The 23,370-nt window shown below is 62.3% G+C and carries 21 protein-coding genes and 1 tRNA gene; 13 read left to right on the forward strand and 9 right to left on the reverse strand.

The window, feature by feature from the left end:
- Nucleotides 1-33: 33 nt before the first annotated feature.
- Entirely contained in the window at nt 34-1,689 is a 1,656-nt protein-coding gene (locus WH265_RS11480) for a CTP synthase (protein WP_021028242.1), read from the reverse strand.
- Nucleotides 1,690-1,878: 189 nt separating this feature from the next.
- On the opposite strand from WH265_RS11480, the gene coaBC reads away from it, so the two are divergent.
- The gene (gene coaBC, locus WH265_RS11485; protein WP_339558356.1) at nt 1,879-3,093 is read left to right on the forward strand and encodes a bifunctional phosphopantothenoylcysteine decarboxylase/phosphopantothenate--cysteine ligase CoaBC; all 1,215 of its coding nucleotides are present in this window, start codon (nt 1,879-1,881) and stop codon (nt 3,091-3,093) included.
- Between the two features lie 57 nt (nt 3,094-3,150).
- On the opposite strand, the gene WH265_RS11490 is transcribed toward coaBC, so the two are convergent.
- The 3 genes from WH265_RS11490 to WH265_RS11500 all read right to left on the reverse strand — a co-directional run bounded on the left by WH265_RS11490 (nt 3,151) and on the right by WH265_RS11500 (nt 5,372).
- A complete protein-coding gene (locus tag WH265_RS11490) occupies nt 3,151-4,176 on the reverse strand; it encodes an Ldh family oxidoreductase (protein ID WP_339558357.1) in 1,026 nt (341 codons plus the stop codon).
- 12 nt (nt 4,177-4,188) lie between these two features.
- Entirely contained in the window at nt 4,189-4,773 is a 585-nt protein-coding gene (locus tag WH265_RS11495) for a peroxidase-related enzyme (RefSeq protein WP_339558358.1), read from the reverse strand.
- An 89-nt stretch (nt 4,774-4,862) separates the two neighbouring features.
- On the reverse strand, nt 4,863-5,372 hold the full coding sequence (locus tag WH265_RS11500) for a DUF192 domain-containing protein (RefSeq protein ID WP_021028239.1): 510 nt from the start codon (nt 5,370-5,372) through the stop codon (nt 4,863-4,865).
- Nucleotides 5,373-5,622: 250 nt separating this feature from the next.
- Here WH265_RS11500 and icd point away from each other — a divergent pair, with 250 nt between their 5' ends.
- From icd to WH265_RS11545, 9 genes are all read left to right on the forward strand, one after another.
- The gene (gene icd, locus WH265_RS11505; RefSeq protein ID WP_339558359.1) at nt 5,623-6,888 is read left to right on the forward strand and encodes an NADP-dependent isocitrate dehydrogenase; all 1,266 of its coding nucleotides are present in this window, start codon (nt 5,623-5,625) and stop codon (nt 6,886-6,888) included.
- 61 nt (nt 6,889-6,949) lie between these two features.
- Entirely contained in the window at nt 6,950-7,588 is a 639-nt protein-coding gene (locus tag WH265_RS11510) for a trimeric intracellular cation channel family protein (RefSeq protein ID WP_312988337.1), read from the forward strand.
- Nucleotides 7,589-7,619: 31 nt separating this feature from the next.
- A complete protein-coding gene (locus tag WH265_RS11515) occupies nt 7,620-8,171 on the forward strand; it encodes a DUF1439 domain-containing protein (RefSeq protein ID WP_339537930.1) in 552 nt (183 codons plus the stop codon).
- Between the two features lie 118 nt (nt 8,172-8,289).
- Nucleotides 8,290-9,294, forward strand: a complete 1,005-nt coding sequence (locus WH265_RS11520; RefSeq protein ID WP_021028235.1) for a sulfate ABC transporter substrate-binding protein — start codon at nt 8,290-8,292, stop codon at nt 9,292-9,294.
- Nucleotides 9,295-9,366: 72 nt separating this feature from the next.
- Nucleotides 9,367-10,239, forward strand: coding sequence for a sulfate ABC transporter permease subunit CysT (gene cysT, locus WH265_RS11525; protein WP_021028234.1), 873 nt, complete (start codon nt 9,367-9,369; stop codon nt 10,237-10,239).
- A gap of 12 nt (nt 10,240-10,251) precedes the next feature.
- The gene (gene cysW, locus WH265_RS11530) at nt 10,252-11,217 is read left to right on the forward strand and encodes a sulfate ABC transporter permease subunit CysW (RefSeq protein WP_312988335.1); all 966 of its coding nucleotides are present in this window, start codon (nt 10,252-10,254) and stop codon (nt 11,215-11,217) included.
- Between the two features lie 23 nt (nt 11,218-11,240).
- Entirely contained in the window at nt 11,241-12,374 is a 1,134-nt protein-coding gene (locus WH265_RS11535; RefSeq protein WP_021028233.1) for a sulfate/molybdate ABC transporter ATP-binding protein, read from the forward strand.
- A gap of 134 nt (nt 12,375-12,508) precedes the next feature.
- A complete protein-coding gene (locus WH265_RS11540) occupies nt 12,509-13,006 on the forward strand; it encodes a disulfide bond formation protein B (RefSeq protein WP_021028232.1) in 498 nt (165 codons plus the stop codon).
- A 218-nt stretch (nt 13,007-13,224) separates the two neighbouring features.
- Complete coding sequence (locus WH265_RS11545; RefSeq protein ID WP_339558360.1) at nt 13,225-14,298, forward strand: alcohol dehydrogenase; 1,074 nt, start codon at nt 13,225-13,227, stop codon at nt 14,296-14,298.
- A 92-nt stretch (nt 14,299-14,390) separates the two neighbouring features.
- Here the strand turns inward: WH265_RS11545 and WH265_RS11550 are convergent, their stop codons facing one another.
- Nucleotides 14,391-14,711 (reverse strand): FHA domain-containing protein, encoded by a 321-nt coding sequence (locus WH265_RS11550; protein ID WP_084635905.1) that lies wholly within the window; start codon nt 14,709-14,711, stop codon nt 14,391-14,393.
- Between the two features lie 515 nt (nt 14,712-15,226).
- Here WH265_RS11550 and WH265_RS11555 point away from each other — a divergent pair.
- Nucleotides 15,227-15,409 carry a CsbD family protein gene (locus WH265_RS11555; RefSeq protein WP_339558361.1) on the forward strand — a complete coding sequence of 61 codons (183 nt, stop codon included), beginning with the start codon at nt 15,227-15,229 and terminating at the stop codon, nt 15,407-15,409.
- 31 nt (nt 15,410-15,440) lie between these two features.
- On the forward strand, nt 15,441-15,827 hold the full coding sequence (locus WH265_RS11560) for a PRC-barrel domain-containing protein (RefSeq protein ID WP_445228524.1): 387 nt from the start codon (nt 15,441-15,443) through the stop codon (nt 15,825-15,827).
- Nucleotides 15,828-15,992: 165 nt separating this feature from the next.
- Here WH265_RS11560 and WH265_RS11565 read toward each other — a convergent pair.
- The 4 genes from WH265_RS11565 to WH265_RS11580 form a co-directional block, all read right to left on the reverse strand.
- A tRNA-Arg gene (locus WH265_RS11565) sits at nt 15,993-16,069 on the reverse strand.
- A 310-nt stretch (nt 16,070-16,379) separates the two neighbouring features.
- Complete coding sequence (locus WH265_RS11570; protein WP_339558363.1) at nt 16,380-18,194, reverse strand: M14 family metallopeptidase; 1,815 nt, start codon at nt 18,192-18,194, stop codon at nt 16,380-16,382.
- A gap of 214 nt (nt 18,195-18,408) precedes the next feature.
- The gene (locus tag WH265_RS11575; RefSeq protein WP_339558364.1) at nt 18,409-19,521 is read right to left on the reverse strand and encodes an endonuclease/exonuclease/phosphatase family protein; all 1,113 of its coding nucleotides are present in this window, start codon (nt 19,519-19,521) and stop codon (nt 18,409-18,411) included.
- A gap of 124 nt (nt 19,522-19,645) precedes the next feature.
- Nucleotides 19,646-21,421, reverse strand: a complete 1,776-nt coding sequence (locus tag WH265_RS11580) for a DEAD/DEAH box helicase (protein WP_339535010.1) — start codon at nt 21,419-21,421, stop codon at nt 19,646-19,648.
- 254 nt (nt 21,422-21,675) lie between these two features.
- Between WH265_RS11580 and ettA the strand changes: the two genes are divergently transcribed.
- Complete coding sequence (gene ettA / locus WH265_RS11585; protein ID WP_027010548.1) at nt 21,676-23,337, forward strand: energy-dependent translational throttle protein EttA; 1,662 nt, start codon at nt 21,676-21,678, stop codon at nt 23,335-23,337.
- Nucleotides 23,338-23,370: the final 33 nt, after the last annotated feature.

Genomic DNA, 23,370 nt, shown 5'->3' on the forward strand with positions numbered 1-23,370 from the left:
GGCTTCTGTGTGTGCCGCAGCGTGGCCGCAATTTTACTTGGCTGCCTGCTTCTTGCGATCGACTGCCGCCTTGATGAAGGCATTGAACAGCGGATGGCCGGCCCAGGGGGTGGACTTGAACTCGGGGTGGAACTGCACACCGATGAACCAGGGGTGCACCGCCTTGGGCAGCTCGACAATCTCGGTCAGGTGCTCGCGCTGGGTCAGCGCCGAGATCACCAGGCCCGCCTTGCGCAGCTGGTCCAGGTACTGGGTGTTGGCCTCGTAGCGGTGGCGGTGGCGCTCGGTCACTACATCGCCATAGATGCTGTGGGCCAGCGAGTCCTTTTGCACATCGGACGATTGCGCGCCCAGGCGCATCGTGCCACCCAGGTCCGAGTTCTCGTCGCGGGTCTTGATGGTGCCGTCGGCATCCTTCCACTCGGTGATCAGCGCGATCACAGGGTGGGGGGTCTGGCGGTCGAACTCGGTGGAGTTGGCGTTGTCCAGGCCCGCCACATGGCGGGCGTATTCGATGGTCGCGACCTGCATGCCCAGGCAGATACCCAGGTAGGGCACCTTGCCTTCGCGGGCAAACTTGGCCGTCGAGATCTTGCCTTCGACACCGCGCGAGCCAAAGCCGCCGGGCACCAGGATGCCGTCATAGCTCTTGAGCAGCTCGGCCGCATCGCTGTCGTGGATGGTTTCCGAATCCACGTGCGTGATCTTGACGCGCACATGGTTTTGCATGCCAGCGTGCTTGAGCGCTTCGTTGACGGACTTGTAGGCGTCCGACAGCTCGACATACTTGCCCACCATCGCGATGGCCACTTCGCCCTTGGGGTGCTCGGTCTCGTAGACCAGGTCATCCCAGCGCTTGAGGTTGGCCGGTGGCGTGTTCAGGCGCAGCTTGTCGCAGATGAGGCCATCGAGGCCCTGCTCGTGCAGCATGCGGGGCACCTTGTAGATGGTGTCCACATCCCACATGCTGATGACGCCCCAGGACTGGACGTTGGTGAACAAGGAGATCTTGTCACGCTCTTCCTCAGGGACGGCATGCTGGGCGCGGCACAGCAGCGCATCGGGCTGGATACCGATTTCGCGCAGCTTTTGCACCGTGTGCTGGGTGGGCTTGGTCTTGAGCTCGCCGGCCGCTGCAATGTAGGGCAGGTAGGTCAGGTGCACAAAGGCCGAGTTGTTCGGGCCGAGCTTGAGCGACAGCTGGCGCACCGCTTCCAGGAAGGGCAGCGACTCGATATCGCCGACCGTGCCGCCGATTTCGCAGATGGCGACATCGACTGCGTGGTCGGTGCCGATGCCGGCGCCGCGCTTGACGTATTCCTGGATCTCGTTGGTGATGTGCGGGATGACCTGCACGGTCTTGCCCAGGTAATCACCACGGCGCTCTTTTTCAAGAACGCTTTGGTAGATACGGCCGGTCGTGAAGTTGTTGGTCTGGCGCATGCGCGTTTCGATGAAACGCTCATAGTGGCCCAGGTCCAGGTCGGTCTCGGCGCCATCGTCCGTCACAAACACTTCGCCGTGCTGGAAGGGGGACATGGTGCCCGGATCCACGTTGATGTAGGGATCCAGCTTGATCAGGGTGACTTTGAGTCCGCGCGATTCCAAAATCGCTGCAAGGGAGGCTGAGGCGATTCCCTTGCCCAGGGAAGACACCACACCGCCAGTAACGAAGACAAATTTGGTCATGTCTTTTAGGGAGGTGGGAAATTCTGATTATAAAGGCGTATGCCCGCCTGTGCGGACAGCTGCGGTAAATGGGCTTCAACGGCCACGGGTTTGCGGCGCAGCAACCGCCGCCAACATAGCCGCTCTGCCACTGCTCTCTTGTCTGCTGCAGTGCAGCGGCCGCGCTGTGCCTCTGCTACATTGGCGGGCATGAACCAGCTCCATGGAAAACATATTGTCCTCGGCATGTCGGGTGGCGTTGCCGCATTCAAGTCTGCCGAGCTGTGCCGCCGATTGACCAAGGCGGGCGCGACCGTGCAGGTGGTCATGACCGAGTCGGCCACCCAGTTCATGACGCCCGTCACCATGCAGGCGCTCTCCAACCGCCCAGTCTATACCTCACAGTGGGATGCGCGCGAGCACAACAACATGCCGCACATCAACCTGAGCCGCGAGGCCGATGCGATTGTCGTGGCGCCTTGCAGCGCCGACTTTATCGCCCGCCTGGTGCAAGGCCGCGCCGATGAGCTGGTGAGCCTGTTGTGCCTGGCGCGGCCCATTGATACCGTGCCCTTGATCCTGGCCCCCGCGATGAACCGCGAGATGTGGGCCCACCCTGCGACGCAACGCAACCTGCGCCAGGTGCAGGCCGATGGTGCCGTGGTGCTGGGCGTGGGCAATGGCGACCAAGCCTGCGGCGAGACTGGCGACGGCCGCATGCTGGAGGCCGCCGAGATTGAGGAAGAGCTGCAGTATTTTTTCAGTGCCAAGGCGCTGGCAGGCAAAAAACTGCTGATCACCGCCGGCCCCACGTTTGAAGCGATTGACCCAGTGCGGGGCATCACCAACCTCTCGAGCGGCAAGATGGGCTTTGCGATTGCGCGTGCGGCGCAGGCGGCTGGCGCCGAGGTCACGCTGGTAGCCGGCCCCGTGCATGTGCCCACGCCGCGTGGCGTGCGCCGCATTGATGTGCAATCGGCGCAAGACATGCTGCAGGCGGTGCTGGCCAGCGTTGAAGGCGCCGATGTGTTTGTCGCCACCGCTGCGGTGGCCGACTGGCGCCCAGCCCGCGCGGCGGATCAGAAGATCAAGAAAGACGGCAGTGGCGAGGTGCCGCAACTGGCCTTTGTCGAGAATCCGGACATTCTGGCCACGGTCGCGCAGCTGCCTCGCGCCAAAAGCGGTGCTCTGTACTGCGTGGGTTTTGCCGCTGAGAGCGAAAACCTGTTGGCTAATGCAGAGGCCAAGCGACTGCGCAAGCAGATTCCGCTCTTGGTCGGCAATATTGGCCCCGCCACCTTTGGCAAGGACGATAACGCCTTGCTGTTGGTGGATGCGCAAGGCCATAAGGAGCTGCCCCATGCCAGCAAGGCAGTCTTGGGCGAGCAGCTGGTCGCCGAGATTGCCAAGCGCATCGCGCGCTAGTCCGGCCACATGCTTCGCAGATTGCAGCCGCCAAGATGGGCGGCTGTTTGCTGTGCATCAGTTCAACAAGGCCAGGATCTCGGCGTGCAGTTGGCGTGGCAGGCGGATGCCTTGCTGCGCACTCAAAGCCCGCGCGGCATAGCGCCGCTCGGAGGGCAGGCGTGCCCCCTGGCCTTTGATCGCGGCAAACAGGGCCTCGGCACGCGCCTGGTGGCCGGGCCAGTCTTCGCCAGCAAAGCGTTCAGGGTCAAAAGCCAGCACCAGGTGGCCATGGCAGGGCATGCCGCCGGCACCGGCGTCCAGCGCCATCGATTCCTGGCTGCCCAGATCTCCAATCAGCATGCCGGCCATCAACTCGACCATGGTGGCCAGGGCCGAGCCCTTGTGGCCGCCAAAGGTGCGCATCGCGCCCTGGGCTACGGCGGCCGGGTCGGTCGATGGCTGGCCCTGCGCATCGATGCCCACGCCTTCGGGCAGCGGGGTGCCGGCGCGGCGGTGCAGGTCCAGATCGCCGCGCGCAATGGCGCTAGTGGCGAAGTCAAATACATAGGGGTAGGGGCCCGGCCGGGGCCAGCCAAAGGCAATCGGGTTGGTGCCAAACACCCCTTTGCTGCCGCCGGCCGGGGCGACCCAGGCATGGCTGGGTGTCATCACCAGCGCGGCCAGGCCTTGGTCGGTGAGCATCTCCACCTCCGGCCACAGCGCCGTGAAGTGGCAGCAGTGGTTGATCACCAAGGCGCCCATGCCCAGCTTGCGCGTGGCAGCCACCAAGGGCGGCAGGCCCACTTCCAGCGCCCAGGGCGAGAAGCCGCGCTGGGCATCGACCCGGGTAATCGCGCCTTGCGTGGGCTGCAGCAGAGGAGGGGCTTGCAGGTCCACCAGGCCGGTGCGGATGGTGTGGGCCGCGCTCAGGATGCGGTAGGCGCCATGGCTTTGGCAGGCATCGCGCTGGCCTGCGACCACGATGCGGGCGATGGCCTGGGCATGGTCTGCGCTCAAGCCCAGGTGCTGCAATACCTGCAGCGCCAAGAGGTGCAGGTCGCTCTCGCTGATCAGCAGGCAGTCTTCTTGTCCTTGATCCATTCTTTTGCCGCCTCAGGCCTTGCTGCGGGGAATGCGGCCCATCAGATAGAACTCGTCATTGGGCTGCATGCCGGCAAAGCTGGCCATGCGGTTGCTCAGGCCAAAGAAGGCGGTGATGGCCGCAATGTCCCAGATGTCTTCGTCATCAAAGCCATGGGTGTGCAGGGCGCTGAAGTCCGCCTCGTCAATCTCCTGCGAGCGGGTGCAGACCTTCATCGCAAAATCCAGCATCGCGCGCTGGCGAGCCGAGATATTCGCCTTGCGGTAGTTGACGGCCAACTGGTCGGCCAGCATCGGGGCCTTGTCGTAGATGCGCACCAGCGCGCCATGCGCGACCACGCAGTACAGGCACTCGTTGTGCGCGCTGGTGACGGTGACGATCATCTCGCGCTCGGCCTTGCTCAGGCTGCTTTCCTCGCGCTCCATCAGCGCATCGTGGTAGGCAAAGAAGGCGCGCCATTCCGCCGGGCGGCGCGCAAAGGCCAAAAACACATTGGGGATGAAGCCGGCCTTCTCCTGCACCTGGGCGATGCGGGCCTGGATGTCTTGGGGCAGGCTCTTGAGATCGGGCAGGGGGTAGCGCGCAGTTGCAGCCATGGTCTTGTCTCCACAGGGTTGTTCTGCGGACCATCATAGAGGCAAGCCCTGCGCTGGGCCTGCCTGTTGGTGACTACTGCAGGGGATGGTCAGTTTGCGCTAAAAGGGCGGCCGCGCAGCTTGGTGCCGGGCGCAATGCCCTTTTGCTTGAACCAGCCCTGGTTCATCTCCAGCACATAGCGCACCGGCTTGCTCGAGCAGTGCGAGTCTTCCGTCATCGGCTGCATATCGGCCAGGTTGACGATGGTGCCGTCGTCACTGACAAAGGCGGCGGTCAGCGGCAGGATGGTGTTCTTCATCCAGAAGCACTGGGTGCCGGGGCGGTCAAACACAAAGAGCATGCCTTCGTTGGCCGGCATCTCCTTGCGGAACATCAGGCCGATTTCCTTCTCGCGTGCCGTCTGCGCCACCTGCGCATGGATGCGGTGCATGCCGGCGGTCAGCTCGGTGCGGGCCAGCTGCATCTGGGGCTCCCCGGTGGGCGCCGCCTGCTGCGCCGCAGCCGGCAAGGCCGCAGCCAGTGCGCAGGCCAGGGCCGATGCGGCAAGGCAGCGCTGAGCGAGGCGGGAAGAACGGATGGCCAAGGGGGTGGGGAACATGGTGGTCAGGACTCTCACAAAGCAGGGTGCACGAGATGTGCCGTGGCGGCGCAGCGCGCCATAGCCGGTTTTATACACCATGCCAGCCTTGCTGCACGCCCGCTGTGCCATGCCCGGTGCCGGGTTCAGATGTCACAGTTTGTGCAGCCGGGCCCGGCCGGTATTTGTCGATAGAATCGTTGGCGGTAACACATGCGCCTGGTGCCTGGTGTGGGGCTGGGCGAAGAATCAGATTGGGAGATTTGTGACAATGCGTGCTCAACATATCCAGCAGCCCGAGGGCGGACAGGCCATCACGGCCAATGCAGACCACAGCCTGTGCGTGCCCGACCAGCCCATCATCCCCTTTATCGAAGGTGATGGCGTGGGCTGCGACATCACGCCGGTGATGCGCAAGGTGGTGGATGCAGCGGTGGCCCAGGCCTATGGCGAGGCCCGCCGCATTGCCTGGATGGAAGTGTTTGCCGGTGACAAGGCAGTTGGCCTGTATGGCGAGGGCCAAAGCCTGCCCCAGGAAACCATGGATGCCATCGGCCAGTACCTGGTTGCCATCAAGGGACCATTGAATACGCCGGTGGGCGGCGGCATCCGCTCGCTCAACGTCACCCTGCGCCAAACGCTGGACCTGTATGTCTGCCTGCGGCCGGTGCGCTACTTTGAAGGCGTGCCTTCGCCGGTGCGCGAGCCCCATAAGACGCATATGGTGATCTTCCGCGAGAACTCCGAAGACATCTATGCCGGTATCGAGTTTGCCGCAGGCTCGGACCTGGCCGTCAAGCTGATTGCCTTTTTGCAGCAAGAAATTGGTTCGCAGAAGATCCGCTTTCCGCAAAGCTCGGGCATCGGCATCAAGCCCGTCTCGCGCGAAGGCACCGAGCGCCTGGTGCGCCAGGCCATCCAGTACGCGATCGACCATGACAAGCCCAGCGTGACCTTGGTGCACAAGGGCAACATCATGAAGTTCACCGAAGGCGCGTTCCGTGACTGGGGCTATGCGCTGGCCAAGAAGGAATTCGGCGCCGAGGTCATCGACGGCGGCCCCTGGATGCGCCTCAAAAGCCCCAAGGATGGCTCCGAGATCATCATCAAGGATGTGATTGCCGATGCCTTCTTGCAGCAGGTGCTGCTGCGCCCGGCCGATTACTCGGTGATTGCCACCCTCAACTTGAACGGCGACTACATCTCGGATGCGGTGGCCGCGCAGGTGGGCGGCATCGGCATTGCGCCGGGTGCCAATCTGTCGGACCGGGTCGCGGTGTTCGAGGCCACGCATGGCACGGCGCCCAAGTATGCGGGCAAGGACTATGTCAACCCCGGCTCGCTGATCCTGTCGGCCGAGATGATGCTGCGCCATATCGGCTGGAGCGAAGCGGCGGACCTGATCATTGCCGCGATGGAGGCCACCATTGCCTCCAAGCGCGTGACCTATGACTTTGCGCGGCTGATGGATGGCGCCACGCAGGTCAGCACCTCGCGCTTTGGCGATGAGATGATCAGCAATATGCAAGCTGCCTGACCTTCCACCGGTGGGGCGCGCATCTGGCCGCGCCCCGCCTCTTACCTTGTTGCCCATGGCCATGGACACACCGCACATCATCGACACTGCGCGCCAGGTGCTGGAGATCGCCGCGACGATTGCGTTTGCGCTGTCCGGGGTGATCAAGGCGGCGCACAAGAAGCTCGATGTGGTCGGCGTCTGCGTGGTGGCCTTTGTGGCCGCGTTTGGCGGCGGCACCTTGCGCGATCTGCTGCTGGACCAGCGGCCTTTTTTCTGGGTGCGGCAGGAGACCTTTGTCTGGGTGATCCTGGGCATCAGCCTGCTGGCCATCATTTTTTTGCGGCAGCGCCATTTTGCGCTGACCGAGCGCGCCATGCTCTGGCCCGATATGCTGGGTCTGGGCCTGTTTGCCGCGGTGGGTGTGGACATGGCCGCCGAGCAAGGGCTGCCCGCGCTCATTTGCGTGATGATGGGCGTGATCACCGGGGTGTTTGGCGGGGTGTTGCGCGATGTGATGTGCGGCGAGATCCCGCAGGCTTTCCGTGACCACCAGCCCTATGCGGTCTGCGCTTTTGTCGGCGGCTGGGTGGATCTGCTGCTGCGCAGCTCGCCCGTGCCCGAGATGGCGCCGATGCTCGGCTGCGTGTTCGTCACCGCCGGCCTGCGCGCGATTGCGCTGTGGCGGCACTGGCGGCTGCCGAGCTGGCGGGTGGAATAGGCAAGGTTGTAGCAAGAGGAGTTGTGCAGGCATGGGAAAAAAATTTGCATGGTCACTGCTGGCGCTGCTGGCCTTGGTGGGCGCCGCTGCCATCTGGTACCTGGCGGGCAAGACCTATGAAATCCGCATCAGCCAGGCGCAGCTTGAGCAAAAGCTCGCCGAGCGCCTGCCGCTGACCCAGCGCTACCCGCTGGTCTCCGTCACCATGGCGCAGCCCCGGGTGCATTTGAATGAGGACAGCGAGCGGGTCGACTTCGGGCTGAACATGACCGTCACCACCAACACGAGCGGCAGCCAGCTGCTGGGCGCGCAGATCGATGTGTCTTCCTCCTTGCGCTATGACGCCGAGCGCGGCGCGATCTTTCTGGACCAGCCGCTGATGGACAAGCTGGTGGTGCAGGGCCTGGATGAGCGGCGCACGGCGATGGCGCAGGTGGCGCTGGAGGCCGCCATGGCCTCGTACCTGGCCCAGCAACCGATCTACACGCTCAATGCATCGGACACGCGCCAGCGCGTTGCGCGCATGGCGGTGCGCGATATCAAGGTTGACAAGGGCGTGCTCGTCATCATTCTGGGCCTGTGATGCCGCGCTTTTTCTATATTCTCAAAACACCATAAATTAACAAAAATATATTCGTTTGAGTTTTAAGTACAAAAGTCCACAATTTGCTACATCACTTCATACAAACGGGTAGCAGAACATGAAACTGGGTGGATTGAAATCTTTGGTGGTTGCCGCAGCGGTGGTGGCCAGTGGTTCGGTGCTGGCACAAAACCAGCTGCTCAATGTCTCGTATGATGTGGCCCGCGAGTTCTACAAGGACTACAACACGGCCTTTATCGCCCATTACAAGAAGACCAAGGGTGTCGACATCAAGGTCGACCAGTCCCATGGTGGCTCCAGCGCTCAGGCGCGTGCCGTGTCCGAAGGCCTGGCCGCCGATGTGGTGACCTTCAACACCACGACCGACGTGGAGTTCCTCGCCGAAAAGGGCGTGGTTGCGAAGGACTGGGCCAAGAAGTTTCCCAACGACGCATCGCCCACCACCTCGACCATGCTGTTTCTGGTGCGCAACGGCAACCCCAAGGGCATCAAGGACTGGGATGACCTGATCAAGCCTGGTGTGCAGGTGGTGGTCGTGAACCCCAAGCTGGGTGGCAATGGCCGCTACGCCTATCTGGCCGCCTGGGGCCAGGCCCGTGAAAAGGGTGGGTCGGACGCCGATGCGCAAGCCTACATCAGCAAGCTCTACAAGAACGTGCCGGTGCTGGCCAAGGGTGGGCGCGATGCGACGGCCGCCTTCCTGCAGCGCAATGTGGGCGATGTGCTGATCACCTTTGAATCCGAAGTGGTCTCCATTGACCGCGAATTTGGCAAGGGCAAGGTCGATCCGGTCTACCCATCGGTGAGCATCACCGCTGAAAACCCGGTTGCCGTGGTCGAGCGCACGGTCGAGAAAAAGGGCACGGCCGAGCTGGCCAAGGCCTACCTGGACTTCCTCTACTCCGATGAAGGCCAGGAAATCGCCGCCAACCATGCGATCCGCCCCCGCAGCGAAGCGGTGCTGAAAAAGCACGCCGATGTGTTCAAGCCGATCAAGCAGTTCACCGTGGGCAAGTACTTTGGCAGCCTGGGTGAAGCGCAGAAGACCCATTTCAGCGACGGCGGCTACTTCGACAAGCTGTTCACCGAACCCAAGAAGTGATGAGCCAGCAGCAGCGCCCGCCAGCCGGGCGCTGACTGCGTATTTCCTGTAGATTTTTGCCGATCGGAATCCATGTCAGCTGCCATCACTGCCCCGGCCAACGCCGTGCCCAGTGCCAAACGCCGGAGTGCCAAACGGGTACTGCCAGGCTTTGGGCTCACCCTGGGCTACACCATTTTCTACCTCAGCATCATTGTGCTGATCCCGCTGGCGACCTTGCTGTTCAAGACCTTTGAGCTGACCTGGGACCAGTTCTGGACCACGATCTCCGCCCCCATTGCCGTGGCCGCCTACAAGGTCACCTTCGGTGCCTCACTGATCGCCGCGCTGGTGAACCTGGTGTTTGGCATGCTGATCGCCTGGGTGCTGGTGCGTTACAAGTTTCCGGGCAAGAAGATCGTCGATGCGCTGGTCGATCTGCCTTTTGCGCTGCCCACGGCCGTCGCTGGCATCTCGCTGACCGCCTTGCTGGCCGACAACGGCTGGATTGGCCAGTACTTTGCGCCGCTGGGCATCCAGCTGGTGTTCAACCGCGTCGGTATCGTGTTTGCGCTGATCTTTATTGGCTTGCCGTTTGTGGTGCGCACGGTGCAGCCGGTGCTGGAAGATTTTGAAAAAGAGCTGGAAGAGGCTGCCGGCAGCCTGGGCGCCTCGCGCTGGCAAACCTTTTACAAGGTGATCCTGCCCGCGATCGGTCCCGCCTTGCTGACCGGCTTTGCGATGGCCTTTGCCCGCGCGGTGGGCGAGTATGGCTCGGTCATCTTCGTCTCCAACAACATCCCGATGGAGTCGCAGATCACGCCTTTCGTCATCATGGCCAAGCTGGAGCTGCATGACTATGCCGGTGCCACCGCCATTGCGATGGTGATGCTGGTGATCTCCTTCGTGCTGCTGCTTCTCATCAACGGCCTGCAAAGCTGGCAGCGCAAGCGTGCGGGGATTTAAACCATGCCAACCATGTATCTCGTATTGATTGCCATCGTGGTGGTGGTGCTGGGCACAGTGCTGGCGCGCTACCAGTATGTGGCCCGCCATGTGCCCGAAGTGCAAAGCACCGTGACCGAGCCGCGCTGGGTGCGCTGGACCCTGACCGGTATTGCACTGACCTTCATGCTGCTGTTTTTGCTGCTGCCGCTGGTGGCCGTGTTTGTCGAGGCGCTGCGCAAGGGTTGGGACACCTATGTAGCAGCGCTCACCGAGCCCGATGCCTGGTCGGCCATCAAGCTGACCTTGATCACCGCGCTGATTGCGGTGCCGCTGAACCTGGTATTTGGCGTGGCAGCCGCCTGGGCGATTGCCAAGTTCGAATTCAAGGGCAAGGCCTTGCTGACATCGCTGGTGGACCTGCCGTTCTCGGTGTCTCCTGTGGTGGCGGGCCTGACCTATGTGCTGCTGTTTGGCGCCAATGGCTGGTTTGGCAGCTGGCTGGAGGCCCATAACCTCAAGGTGATCTTTGCCGTGCCGGGTATTGTGCTGGCCACCGTGTTCGTGACCTTCCCCTTCATCGCCCGGGAGCTGATTCCGCTGATGCAGGCCCAAGGCAATGACGAGGAGCAGGCGGCCATTGTGCTGGGCGCATCGGGCTGGCAGACCTTCTGGCGTGTGACCCTGCCCAATATCAAATGGGGCCTGTTGTATGGCGTCATCCTGTGCAATGCGCGGGCCATGGGCGAGTTTGGCGCGGTCTCGGTGGTCTCGGGCAGCATTCGCGGCCAGACCAATACCATTCCGCTGCATGTCGAGATTTTGTATGCCGACTTTCAGTCTTCTGCAGCCTTTGCAGTGGCGTCGCTGCTGGCCTTGCTGGCGCTGGTGACCCTGGTGCTCAAATCGATCGCCGAGTGGCGTGCCGAGAAAGAGCACAAAGAGGCAGCCAGCCTGCCGCCCGAGCGGCCGCGCGATGACAGCGCAGCCACGGCATAAACACGGTATTTTCGAGGTCGGATATGAGCATTGAAATCCAAAACATTTCCAAGTCGTTTGGCAGCTTTAAAGCGCTCAATAACGTCAACCTGGACATCAAATCCGGTGAACTCATCGCGCTGCTGGGCCCCTCGGGCTGCGGCAAGACCACCTTGCTGCGCATCATTGCGGGCCTGGAGTCTGCCGACCAGGGCACCATCCAGTTCAGCGGTGAAGACACCACCGATGTGCATGTGCGCAACCGCAATGTGGGCTTTGTTTTTCAGCACTACGCGCTCTTTCGCCACATGACGGTGTTCGAGAACGTGGCCTTTGGCCTGCGCATCAAGCCGCGCAAGGAGCGCCCGAGCGAAGCCCAGATCCGCGAGAAGGTGATGAGCCTGCTCAAGCTGGTGCAGCTCGACTGGATCGCAGACCGCTACCCCTCGCAGCTGTCGGGCGGCCAGCGCCAGCGTATTGCGCTGGCCCGCGCGCTGGCGGTGGAGCCCAAGGTGCTGCTGCTCGACGAGCCCTTTGGCGCGCTCGATGCCAAGGTGCGCAAGGAGCTGCGCCGCTGGCTGCGCCGCCTGCACGATGAGCTGCATGTGACCAGCATCTTTGTGACCCATGACCAGGAAGAAGCGCTGGAAGTGGCCGACCGCGTGGTCGTGATCAACAAGGGCCAGATAGAGCAGGCCGGCACGCCGCAGGAAGTCTGGGACAGCCCGGCCAGCCCCTTTGTCTACGGCTTTCTGGGCGATGTCAACCTGTTCCATGGCCGCGCCACCGGCGGGCATACGGTGGTCGAGGGGGGCGTGCAGATCGATTCGCCAGAGTTCGCCTCGGCCAACAATGCCCAGGCGCTGGCTTATGTGCGGCCCCATGAGCTGGATGTGGAGCGCTATTCGCCCGGCCAGGAAAAAGACGCCGATGGCCGCCAGCGCGGCATCGTCGCCCAGCTCGACCGCGCGATTGTGGTCGGCCCCATCGCCCGTCTGGAACTTATTGCCATTGGCGGGCACCAAGCCCAGGGTGCCGAGGCTTCGAACAGCGACAAACTCATCGAGGCGCAGATTTCTGCGCAGCAGTTCAAAGCCATGGGCCTCAAGGAAGGCGAGACGCTGGTGGTGACACCACGCCAAGCCCGAGTTTTTCTCGATCAAGCAGCCAATATCTAGTGCCCTGACGCTCGCGCCTGCGCCTGAAGCTGTGAGACCCGGTTCTGCCCTTTGGGCGGGGCCGGTTTTCTGGTTTCAGGCCCCTGCAGGTCTGTACGCGTAAGATGGCGGGGTTGGCAGCATAAGGACATGACTTGAACTGGATCTGGAACGCACCGCGCCGCACCTTGGCGCTGATTTTTGTGGCCTGTGCGGCCATGATGGCCTTTGGCATGTATTTGCAGCACGTGGTGGGGCTGGAGCCCTGTCCGATGTGCATCGTGCAGCGCTACTGCCTGATTGCGGTTGGTGTGCTGGCGCTGCTGGGCAGCCTGCGGCCCTCGTCGGCCGGCTGGTGGAAGAGCTTTGGCGGCCTGGCGCTGCTGTTCTCGGTCTTTGGCGCCTTCACCGCAGCGCGCCAAAGCTGGCTGCAATGGAACCCGCCAGAGTTCGCCACCTGCGGGCGCGACTTCTACGGCATGATCGAAAACTACCCGATCAGCCGCTCGCTGCCGATGATTTTCCGTGGCTCGGGCGATTGCACGGCCATCGACTGGACCTTCCTGGGTCTGTCGATCGCCAACTGGTCCTTCCTCGCCTTTGCCGCATTCAGCATCGTGCTGCTGCTGGCCTTGTTCAAGGCCAAGCGCTGAGCTGCTGCGATCTGCCGACCAACGCCCCTTTCTAGGGGCGTTTTTTATGGCCGCTTTGGGTGGATGACGGCTTGGCTGCCCTTTATCGCCAATGCGACTGGTGTGCGTGATAGCCAGCTTGTGCAGAAAAACGGCCGCACTAATATGCTGATCTGACAGGCATCGAGACAGGCCTGATGGCCCGGCTCATTACAACGAACAAGCAACAAGGAGATCGCATGATCAGCTATGACGTCACCGGCTTTGGTGAACCCCTGGTGCGCAGCGAGCGCCCAACCCCCGTACCGACCGGAGACCAGGTGCTGGTGCGCATCGAGGCCGCAGGCGTGTGCCACTCGGACCTGCACATCTGGCATGGCGAATACGACCTGGGCAATGGCAAGAAGCTGTCGATGGCCGACCGCGGCATGAAGCTGCCCTTGACCCTGGGCCACGAAATTGCAGGCGAGGTGGTGGCGATGGGCCCGGACGCCAAGGGTGTCGAGGTTGGCAAGCGCTATGTGGTCTTCCCCTGGCATGGCTGCGGCGAATGCAAGGTCTGCAAGCGCGGTGATGAGAACCTGTGCCTGGCTGGCAAATCGATGGGCGTGTACCAAAATGGCGGCTACGCCGACCATGTGCTGGTCAACCATGCCTACTACCTGGTGGACATCGGCGACATGCCCGCCGAGCGCGCTGCGCCCTATGCCTGCTCGGGCCTGACCACCTACAGCGCGATCAAGAAGATCTCCCCCCAGGTGTTCAAGGACGAGAAGGTCGTGCTGTTTGGCGCTGGCGGCCTGGGCCTGATGGCCATCTTGCTGATGAAGGCTATGGGTGGCGCTGGCGTCGTGGTGGTCGAGCCCGATGCCAGCAAGCATGCGGCGGCATTGAATGCGGGCGCCGATGTCGTCATCGATCCCAAGTCGGCGGACTTTATCGCGCAGGTCAAGCAGGCTGCCGGTGGTGCCGTCTGGGCCATCATTGACTGCGTGGGCTCGAGCCAGACCGTGCAGCAGGGCATCGACATGCTGACCAAGGGCGGCCACCTGGTGCAGATTGGTCTGTTTGGCGGCCATGTGGATCTGCCCACCCCCACGCATGCGATCCGCGCCATTACCTACCAAGGCACCTATGTGGGCAACCTCGGTGATCTGCGCGAGCTGATCGCGCTGGTGCGCGACAAAAAACTGAGCCCGGTGCCAACGACCTGCATGCATTTCAGCAAGGCGTTCTCGGCGCTGGTGGCGCTGGAGCAAGGCAAGGCCGTGGGGCGCCTCATGCTGACCCCCAACGAGGAAGCGGTGGCCTGATTCTCCGGCCGCTGAACCCGATTGCCACGGGCCAGGCCTTGGCCATGCAAAAAGTCCGCGAATGCGGACTTTTTTCGTGGAGCAGCAGGCGCTTATTCTTGCGTCTCCAGGGTCGGCACAGAGCCGGACTTGACGACGATCTGGAAAGGGCCGACGCTGACCTGGTCACCCGCATACAAAACCTGGCGCTTGACGCGGCGGCCGTTGACAAAGATGCCATTGGTGCTGTCATGGTCCTCAACCATCAACAGGCCAATATAGTAACTAAAGGCCCCATGGTCGCGGCTGATGCTCGGGTCGCTCAGGAAAAGACCGCTGCTCGGACCTCGGCCGATGGCCGTGCAACCGCGTTCCAGCTGGATGGCGCGGGGAGGGGATTGCAGATCAGAGCGAACAAGGATTTCCGGCAGCATGGTGAGCTCCTAGAGGAACTGGCTATTAAAAGGTCTGGGCGGATTATGCATCTATTATTCGCTCACAATTGATACACATTGCCAATCATTGTCATAGCTGTGCCAAATGCGCAAAAACTATGAAAAAAACCAAACAAAAACAAATAATCTAAAAGATGGGTGGGCGATTGTAGGGGTTAGTACCCGTCCTCGGTGCCGGCTTTGTGGCAATCCCTACTGTTTTGCTCGGCGGCCTGGGTCTTGGTTTGGCCCCGGTCCTCGGTAGCCCAGCAGCGAGCACGCATCTGCTGCCTCAATAGGCGGGTGGACAAGCTTGATACTTACGCTGTGCACCATCCGCCTTTATCACCACTGCCCAGCAGCCCGCATATGCAAGGGATACGCTGTCCGATAACAAGCGGCTGTAAGCCTTTCCCCACTGCCTGACAAGTGGTGCACCTAACTTTTTCCATTGGGTCGCGCGCTATCGTTGAGCCGTCCCAACGTTGCTTTGCAACACCACTGAAGGAAAAAGCATGAACAAGAACCAAGTTGCAGGTGCCGTCAAAGATGCGGCCGGCAAGGTCCAGCAAAAGGTCGGCGAGGTGGTCAACAGCCCCGAGCAGCAGGCCAAGGGCATTGCCAAGCAGGTGGCAGGCAAGACCCAGAAGGCAGCGGGCCATGTGCAAGAGGCGGTCAAGGACGCCGCCAAGCAATAAGGAGCTGACGATGAAATCCAAGTCTATTTTGATGCTGGGCGCATTTGCGGTCACGGTGGCTGCGGGCTCCGCCTTTGCGCAGACGCAAGTGCCCGTCGCCGGTGGCGTTAGGCTGGGTGTGGAGCAGACCGAGATCCAGGCCGTTGCCACGGGTTGGAGCCTCAAGAAGTCGGTTCTCGGCAAGAGCGTCTACAACGAAGAGGGCAAGTCCGTGGGCAAGATCGACGACGTGATCGTTGCGCCCGACAAGGCCGTCTCTTATGCCATCATCGGTGCTGGTGGCTTCCTGGGCGTTGGCAAGCATGATGTGGCGATCCCTGTGGGCCAGTTCCGCGTGCAAAATGACAAGATCACATTGCCGGGTGCGACCAAGGATGCGCTCAAGGCATTGCCTAAGTTTGAGTACGCCAAGAAATAATTGCTGCGTCGATGATCAGACATGAAAAGCCCCGAAAGGGGCTTTTTTGCATTGCATGACTCTTGCCATCTGACAGCTGCCATTGCCTGACCCATCGCTGTAGCCTTATCAGCGTTTGGGGATGCGATTTTTGGGATTGCGACTGCAGCCTGCCATAGGAGAATATGGCCTGCCCGACTGGGATCGAACCAGTGACCCACAGCTTAGAAGGCTGTTGCTCTATCCAACTGAGCTACGGGCAGATGCTTGATTGATGGAGGTGCCTGCCTTGATGGGCTTTACCTCAACCGAAGATTTGCGGAGCGGTCCGCACTGGTCATCTTTGCTTATATGACTGGGCGTCATTATGCACTGAATCAACCTCTCCAGACTCGCCACAGAGGCGGTCAAGCCAAAAGAGGGAGAGGGCTTGGATTACTAGGCTTGTTGCAGCCAGCGGCCAGCGGCCAGCTGGAAAAAGCAATGCCCGCAGTTCCAAAATACTGCGGGCATTTTCTACGCTGGAGGCAGCCATGCACCGGTCAATGCATAGCGCCCAGGGTCGAGTAGCGCTTATTCGGTCTCTTCGTAAACCAGCGAGGGGTTGTTCATCGAGCGGGCCACATCGTTGAGGCTGGAGATGATGTGGTTGGCGAAAAAGCTGCTTTGCGTGTCGGGCTCCAGCGCCGCAATCGCCACATTGGCCAGCGACTGGTTCAGCGGCACGTAGTAGCTGCCTTCGGGCACATCGATGGCGACGCGCTCCAGGCCGACCTTGACGCGCTCCACGCTTTGCTGCCCTGGACCTAATACATCGCTCTTGGCGCTGCTGCTGCGTTCTTGCTCCTGGTAGGTGTCGGCCAGCAGATTGCCGGGCTCGGCCACGCGCAGCACTTGCAGGCCCAGCGCGCGCAGTTTGTCGACAGCGTCGGTGGCATGGCCCGCCAGCCAGTAACCGCAAGGGCGTGCGCGCTTGGGGCCGGGGTTGAGCTTGACGGAGGAGTGCCAGTCCACTTCCTGCTGCATCTCCTCACCCGTTTGCGGGTCGAGGAAGACCACGCGGCGCTTTTCCGTGGTTTGTTGCGCCTCCAGCGTGAACTCGCCCCGGCAGGCCTGGGAGGCGATGTCGCGGTTTGCGTAGTTGCGTACCTGTTCGAGCTCCTTGGTGCGCTGGGCGGTGGTCTGCAGTGCAGAGGCGAGCGCCACATACTGGCTGTGTACGCGCCGCTGGATATGCGCGCGGCCAATGCCGACACCCCGGGTCTCGACCAGCATCGTCGCGGCGTTCTTGAGCGCGTTCACATTGCGGCCCGTATCGGGGCGCACACCGCCCATGGACAGTGACAGGTCTTGCGGGTCGCGGGTGGTGGTGTAGTACCAGTTGGTGCTCTGTCCTTGCTCGGTCAGCGCCTTTTGCATGGGCAGCAAATACCATTCCGTCGACGCCTTGGCGATGAACTCATGCACATTGGCGGTGGTCGGCGTTTGCAGCAGCGCGTCATAGCGCTGCACGCCCTTGAACTTCTCCAGATAGCGGCCAGCCACGGTGAACTCATGGGCATCAAATACCGCAATGGGGCGGTAGATGCGGCTGAGCTTGGCCAGCGCCTGGGCCTCGGGCGTCTGCAGCAGCAGATGGTCGCGGTTCATGTCCAGGCCATTGGCGGTGCTGCGCCGGCCAGCGGCTGCGCCATCGGGGTTGGCGCGGGGCACCAGCAGCACGTTGATCTTGTCGAGCACTGAGGCCAGCGGGCCTTGCTTGAGGTCCTGGGCCAGGGCCAGCAGCGCTTCGCTGCCGGCAGGCTCATCACCGTGCTGCTGGCCAACCAGCAGCACGGTAGGGCGCTGGCTTTGGTCCAGGTCATGCAAGCTGGTGCTGGCAGCGCGGGTCAGCAGCAGCGCCAAAATGGGCTGGCCATCCTGCGAGGTGCCGGCGGTGACCAGCTCGGCCTTGGTGCCGGACTGGCCTGGCGTGGCCAGTTGGCGCAGCCACTGGCCCAGCTCGGCATTGCTGGTGTAGGTGGTGCGGCCTGCGCTCAGTCCTGGCGTGGCGTAGCTGCGCTCGGGATCGGGAAATCGGGCAGCGACTTCGTCGCTCTCCTTCCATCCGCCCAGAGGGCTGCCTTGCAGCGGAACCGTCTCGACTGGGGTGGAGACCACGCCGGCGCTGCCGATGCCCGGGATCTGCACGGGGCTGGGGCCGCTGGCCGGTTTGGTGGTCACCGTACCTGGCGCTGGCTGGCCGCCCGTGATGGGCGTGCTGTTCCAGGCTGGCAGCGGCGTGCTCGAGCAGGCCGACAGCGCGAGCGCTGCGGCGATGACAGTCAGGCTGGTCCAGCCTGGCATCGCGCGCTGGGTGGATGGGGATACTGCGTCGGGTTTCATCATCGTTGTTGTGCGTGACGAATCACGCCCCTCCTGAAAAATACGTTGCCATTATGCAAAGCCGCGTGGGGCTTTCACGTAGGATGGGTGCGAAACAATAAGTTTCCGTGCGTATCTTGAAACACACTGTGTCGGCGGCGCTATCAGCCGCTGCGGTGCCGCCTGGCGGGCGAGTTCCTCGGAGGCCCCCAAGGGTTCAGTTCCGCGTTGCAGCGAGCTAGGCGCCGTCGTTCGACCGCTCGAATGTACCAGCGGAATCCAGGTCGGGCGATAAATCCCCGGCACTTGCGCCGGGTGTCGTTGCCCGCATGCGCAGCAGCGCGCGCACAAAACCGTGGTCCGAGCGGCTGCGGTCGCGCCCTTCATGCAGGTGGTCGTTGAAGTAATCCACGCGGCGCACATCGCCCACGGCATGGCGGCTGCGTGGGTCGAATTCCTCGCTGACCAGAATCTGGTCGAGCACTGCGGGCGCCCCTTGGTGGATGTGGGAATAGGCCACATCTTTTTTCAGCGCGGCATCACCCAGCAGATCAAAGGCAGTGAACAGCGCACGATCGCGGGCCTTGCGGTCATAGGCCACTTCGGAGCTGGCAGAGATCATCTGCGTGGTGACGCTGTCGGGTGTGTCATTGAAGTCGCCCAGCACCACCAAGGGCATGCGCGTGTGGCGCAGCAGGTCGATCACCAGGCAGCGCAGCGCTGTGGCCTCCACGCCGCGCATCACCAGTGAGCGCAGGGAGGCCAGCGCGGCGATCTTGGGGTTGTCGCGGTCTTCGAGCGGATGGCCGTTGGCATCGAGCAGGAACTTGGGGCGCTTGGATTTGAGGTGGCAGGTCAGCACCGTGAGGATCTGGCCGCGCTTCATCTGCAAGGTGGCCACGAGCGGCGGGCGCTCAAAGCGGGTATGAACGCCCAAGCCCGGAATGGGCTGGCCCAGCCCGGCGGGAAAATCGGTGAACGAGCGCGTGGCCAGTACCTTCAGCCGCGTAGCCAGCCCCACGCGCGGGGTGCCGCTGGCGCCAGACCGGCCCTCGCTGTTTTCTGCACCGGGCACGGCCGCATAGTGGTAGTGCAGGCCGCTGGCGGCCAGCGCCTCGCTGAAGGCCGCTTCATCCCACACCTCCTGCACGGCCAAAATATCGGCGTTCAGCGTCTGAAAGCGGCCGCCCAACCACTGCACTTTGCGCTCGTACTGCGCTCTTGTGTAGGGCGCCTGGTTGGCGTAGAACTCCCGCTCGGGCAGCGCCAGATTGAGCACATTGCAGGTGGCGACCGTCAAGGTATCGGGGGCCAGGGCGGGTGCTGCAGGGTTGGCAGCAGAAGAGGGCATAGAAAAAGGCCGCATGAAACTCGCTTTCGAATGCGGCCTAACCCTAGCGGAATTGGGCGTCCAAATCAACTGCCATCAGCGATGGCGACAGAAATGCGACGACCCAGAACGCTGTTGACGCGATTTATCGCGAGAAGGAGTGGTTGCGGCCACCTCGGCCGCCACCACCGCCGCCGCCATTGCGGTTGCCACCGCCAAAGCCGCCGCGACGGCCGCGCTCGGCCATGCTGTCCACGCTGGTGCGCATCGGATCGGGCTGGGCCGCGCCGCTGCGGCGGTGGTCACGGCCGTCGACCGTGCCGCCAAACTGCGTGCCCAGGTGGGCATCAGCGCGTGGCTGGCGTTCGTTGTCCTGGCGCGGGCCGCGACCTGCACCGGCGCCTGCTGGGCGTGGGCCTTGCGATTGGCGCTGTGGGCCGCGTGCCTCAGCCGATGGGTGGCGTGGGCCTTGGCGGCCGTCGCGGCGTGGTGGGCGCTGCTCGCGGCGTGCCTGGTCCATGCCTTCGCCGCCAAACTCTGCACCGCCCTCGGCGCGCTCAGCGCGTGGGCCGGGGCTGCGCTTGGCATTGCCGCCGCGCTGGCCACCGCCCGCGTTGCCGCCGGGGCCACGTGCTACCTTGTTGGTGCGCACGCGTTCCATCATTTCCTGGCGCGCAGCCTTGGCTGCGGCCTGCATCACATCACGGCCAGGGGCCTTGCCTGCGCCGCCCCAGATGGTCTGGCGGCCCATGGCGATGGGCTCGGCCTTTTCGCCTTCTTCGGGACCAAAGCCTTCGAGCACCTGCACGGGAATGTCCTGCTTGGTGAAGCGCTCGATGTCCATCATGAAGCCTTCTTCATCCATGCACACCAGGCTCACGGCATTGCCTTCGCGGCCGGCGCGGCCGGTGCGGCCAATGCGGTGCACATAGTCTTCCGAGACATTGGGGATCTCGTAGTTAACCACGTTGGGCAGCTCGTCGATGTCGATACCGCGCGCGGCAATATCGGTGGCCACCAGCGCGCGCAGGTCGCCGGACTTGAAGCCTTCGAGGGCCTGGGTGCGGGCGCTTTGGCTCTTGTTGCCGTGCAAGGCCATGGCAGAGACGCCATTCTTGCTGAGGTATTCGGCCACATTGTTGGCGCCGAACTTGGTGCGGGTGAAGACCAGCACCTGGCTCCAGTTGTTCTCCTGCACGATGTGCAGCAGCACCTGCTTTTTCTTGCCGCGGCCCACGGGGTGGATCACCTGCTTGATGCGCTGCACCGTGGTGTTGCGCGGCGTCACCTGGATGGACTGGGGGTTCTTCAAGAGGCCATTGGCCAGTTCGCGGATTTCATCGCTGAAGGTGGCCGAGAACAGCAGGCTTTGTTTGTCCTTGGGCACCAGGGCCAGCACCTTCTTGACATCGTGGATGAAGCCCATGTCGAGCATGCGGTCGGCTTCGTCGAGCACCAGGATCTCGACCGTGGACAGGTCCAGAAAGCCTTGCTGCTGCAGGTCGAGCAGGCGGCCAGGAGTGGCCACCAGCACATCGACGCCCTTTTTGATGCGGTCGATCTGCGGGTTCATGCCCACGCCACCAAAGATGACGGTGGACTTGATGTCCAGGTGCGTCGCGTAGAGGCGCACGTTTTCTTCAACCTGGGCCGCCAGCTCGCGGGTGGGGGCCAGAATCAGTGCGCGGATGGCCTTGTTGCCCCATTTGTTGCGGCTGCCCTCGGATTGGGTCAGGCGCTGGAGCATGGGCAGCGTGAAAGCGGCCGTCTTGCCAGTGCCCGTCTGTGCGCCGGCCAGCAAATCGCAGCCTTGTAGCACGAGCGGGATAGCCTGGGCTTGGATAGGGGTAGGCGTGTCGTAGCCTTGTTCGCGCACAGCCTGCACAATGGCAGGTGCCAGATTCAGTTCTTCAAAGTTCATTGGATCAGATGCGTCCAACCTGGACGCTGGGTATCGGCCTCGTCTAAGCAATTTTTTGGAATAATTGCAGCCAGTCAGGTAGGCAGATGGGTTCAAAGAGGGAGCCCGGAACTGTGTCCATCGTCCCCAGCATTAGCGCTGAAGTCCTAGGCAACTGGAGCCTTTGACTGCAGGTATTGTCGCATGCACCGATAATCCCAGGGTGGCCGCGATCAAAAATCGCATATTTTTTTACTGATTTACCAAAAGAACACATGGCTCAATACGTTTTTTCGATGAACAACGTCACCAAGACGGTTCCTCCGAAGCGACAGATTCTGAAGGGTATTTCTCTGAGCTTTTTCCCGGGCGCCAAGATCGGTGTGCTGGGTCTGAACGGTTCGGGAAAGTCCAGCTTGCTCAAGATCATGGCGGGCGTCGACAAGGAGTTCGAAGGCGAAGCCATCCCGATGGCGGGACTGTCGATTGGCTACCTGCCGCAAGAGCCCCAGCTCAACCCCGAGCACACCGTGCGCCAGGCGGTTGAAGAGGCGATGGCCGAAGTCAACAATGCTAAGGCACGCCTCGAAGAGGTCTATGCCGCTTATGCCGAAGAAGACGCCGACTTCGATGCGCTCGCTGCCGAGCAAGGCCAGCTGGAAGCCGTGATCGCCGCTGCTGGCACCGACTCCGAGCACCAGCTCGAAATCGCGGCCGACGCGCTGCGCCTGCCCGCCTGGGATGCCATCGTCGGCCAGCTGTCTGGTGGTGAAAAGCGCCGCGTGGCGCTGTGCAAGCTGCTGTTGTCCAAGCCCGACATGCTGCTGCTCGACGAGCCGACCAACCACTTGGACGCCGAATCGGTGGACTGGCTCGAACAGTTCCTGCACCGCTTTACCGGCACCGTGGTGGCCATCACCCACGATCGCTACTTCCTGGACAATGCGGCTGAATGGATTCTGGAACTGGACCGTGGTCACGGCATTCCGTACAAGGGCAACTACTCCGATTGGCTGCTGCAAAAGGGCAACCGTCTGGAGCAGGAGCAAAAGGGCGAGGAAGCCCGCGCCAAGGCCCTGAAGAAGGAGCTCGAATGGGTGCGCCAGAACGCCAAGGGCCGCCAGGCCAAGTCCAAGGCCCGTATTGCCCGCTTTGAAGAGCTGAGCGATTACGAATACCAGCAACGCAATGAAACCCAGGAAATCTTCATTCCTGTGGCCGAGCGTCTGGGCAGCCGCGTGATCGAGTTCAAGAATGTCTCCAAGGCCTTTGGCGACCGTCTGCTGATCGACAATCTGAGCATGAACATTCCGGCTGGCGCCATCGTCGGCATCATCGGCCCCAACGGCGCGGGTAAGTCCACGCTGTTCAAGCTGATCGCCGGCAAGGAGCAGCCTGATTCGGGTGAGGTCGAAATCGGCCAGACCGTGAAGATGGCCTTTGTGGACCAGCACCGTGATGCGCTGGCCAATGAAAAGACCGTGTGGGAGGACATCTCCGGCGGTCTGGACATCATCAACGTGGGCAAGTTCCAGATGGCCTCGCGTGCCTATGCGGGCCGCTTCAACTTCAACGGCCAGGACCAGCAAAAGAAGGTGGGCAACCTCTCCGGTGGTGAGCGCGGCCGCCTGCACCTGGCCAAGACCCTGATCCAGGGCGGCAATGTGCTGCTGTTGGACGAACCCTCGAACGACCTGGACGTGGAAACCCTGCGTGCACTGGAAGACGCCTTGCTGGAATATGCGGGTACAGTATTGGTCATTTCCCACGACCGCTGGTTCCTGGACCGCATTGCGACCCACATCCTGGCGGCGGAAGGGGATAGCCAATGGGTATTTTTTGATGGAAACTATCAGGAATACGAGGCAGATAAGAAGAAGCGGTTGGGAGAAGAAGGGGCAGCGCCCAAGCGGATGCGCTACAAAGCCCTGAAGTAAACCCACACCGTACGCCCGTCGCTTTCGCCAAGC

Origin of the sequence: Comamonas sp. MYb396, from assembly GCF_037479555.1 — a bacterium.
Taxonomy (GTDB): Bacteria; Pseudomonadota; Gammaproteobacteria; order Burkholderiales; family Burkholderiaceae_C; genus Comamonas.

What these genes read in the sequence shown, in the direction of transcription:
- WH265_RS11480 (WP_021028242.1), bottom strand. Translation starts at nt 1,689, where the DNA reads ATGACCAAATTTGTCTTCGTTACTGGCGGTGTGGTGTCTTCCCTGGGC.
- coaBC (WP_339558356.1), top strand. Translation starts at nt 1,879, where the DNA reads ATGAACCAGCTCCATGGAAAACATATTGTCCTCGGCATGTCGGGTGGC.
- WH265_RS11490 (WP_339558357.1), bottom strand. Translation starts at nt 4,176, where the DNA reads ATGGATCAAGGACAAGAAGACTGCCTGCTGATCAGCGAGAGCGACCTG.
- WH265_RS11495 (WP_339558358.1), bottom strand. Translation starts at nt 4,773, where the DNA reads ATGGCTGCAACTGCGCGCTACCCCCTGCCCGATCTCAAGAGCCTGCCC.
- WH265_RS11500 (WP_021028239.1), bottom strand. Translation starts at nt 5,372, where the DNA reads ATGTTCCCCACCCCCTTGGCCATCCGTTCTTCCCGCCTCGCTCAGCGC.
- icd (WP_339558359.1), top strand. Translation starts at nt 5,623, where the DNA reads ATGCGTGCTCAACATATCCAGCAGCCCGAGGGCGGACAGGCCATCACG.
- WH265_RS11510 (WP_312988337.1), top strand. Translation starts at nt 6,950, where the DNA reads ATGGACACACCGCACATCATCGACACTGCGCGCCAGGTGCTGGAGATC.
- WH265_RS11515 (WP_339537930.1), top strand. Translation starts at nt 7,620, where the DNA reads ATGGGAAAAAAATTTGCATGGTCACTGCTGGCGCTGCTGGCCTTGGTG.
- WH265_RS11520 (WP_021028235.1), top strand. Translation starts at nt 8,290, where the DNA reads ATGAAACTGGGTGGATTGAAATCTTTGGTGGTTGCCGCAGCGGTGGTG.
- cysT (WP_021028234.1), top strand. Translation starts at nt 9,367, where the DNA reads ATGTCAGCTGCCATCACTGCCCCGGCCAACGCCGTGCCCAGTGCCAAA.
- cysW (WP_312988335.1), top strand. Translation starts at nt 10,252, where the DNA reads ATGTATCTCGTATTGATTGCCATCGTGGTGGTGGTGCTGGGCACAGTG.
- WH265_RS11535 (WP_021028233.1), top strand. Translation starts at nt 11,241, where the DNA reads ATGAGCATTGAAATCCAAAACATTTCCAAGTCGTTTGGCAGCTTTAAA.
- WH265_RS11545 (WP_339558360.1), top strand. Translation starts at nt 13,225, where the DNA reads ATGATCAGCTATGACGTCACCGGCTTTGGTGAACCCCTGGTGCGCAGC.
- WH265_RS11550 (WP_084635905.1), bottom strand. Translation starts at nt 14,711, where the DNA reads ATGCTGCCGGAAATCCTTGTTCGCTCTGATCTGCAATCCCCTCCCCGC.
- WH265_RS11555 (WP_339558361.1), top strand. Translation starts at nt 15,227, where the DNA reads ATGAACAAGAACCAAGTTGCAGGTGCCGTCAAAGATGCGGCCGGCAAG.
- WH265_RS11560 (WP_445228524.1), top strand. Translation starts at nt 15,441, where the DNA reads ATGCTGGGCGCATTTGCGGTCACGGTGGCTGCGGGCTCCGCCTTTGCG.
- WH265_RS11570 (WP_339558363.1), bottom strand. Translation starts at nt 18,194, where the DNA reads ATGATGAAACCCGACGCAGTATCCCCATCCACCCAGCGCGCGATGCCA.
- WH265_RS11575 (WP_339558364.1), bottom strand. Translation starts at nt 19,521, where the DNA reads ATGCCCTCTTCTGCTGCCAACCCTGCAGCACCCGCCCTGGCCCCCGAT.
- WH265_RS11580 (WP_339535010.1), bottom strand. Translation starts at nt 21,421, where the DNA reads ATGAACTTTGAAGAACTGAATCTGGCACCTGCCATTGTGCAGGCTGTG.
- ettA (WP_027010548.1), top strand. Translation starts at nt 21,676, where the DNA reads ATGGCTCAATACGTTTTTTCGATGAACAACGTCACCAAGACGGTTCCT.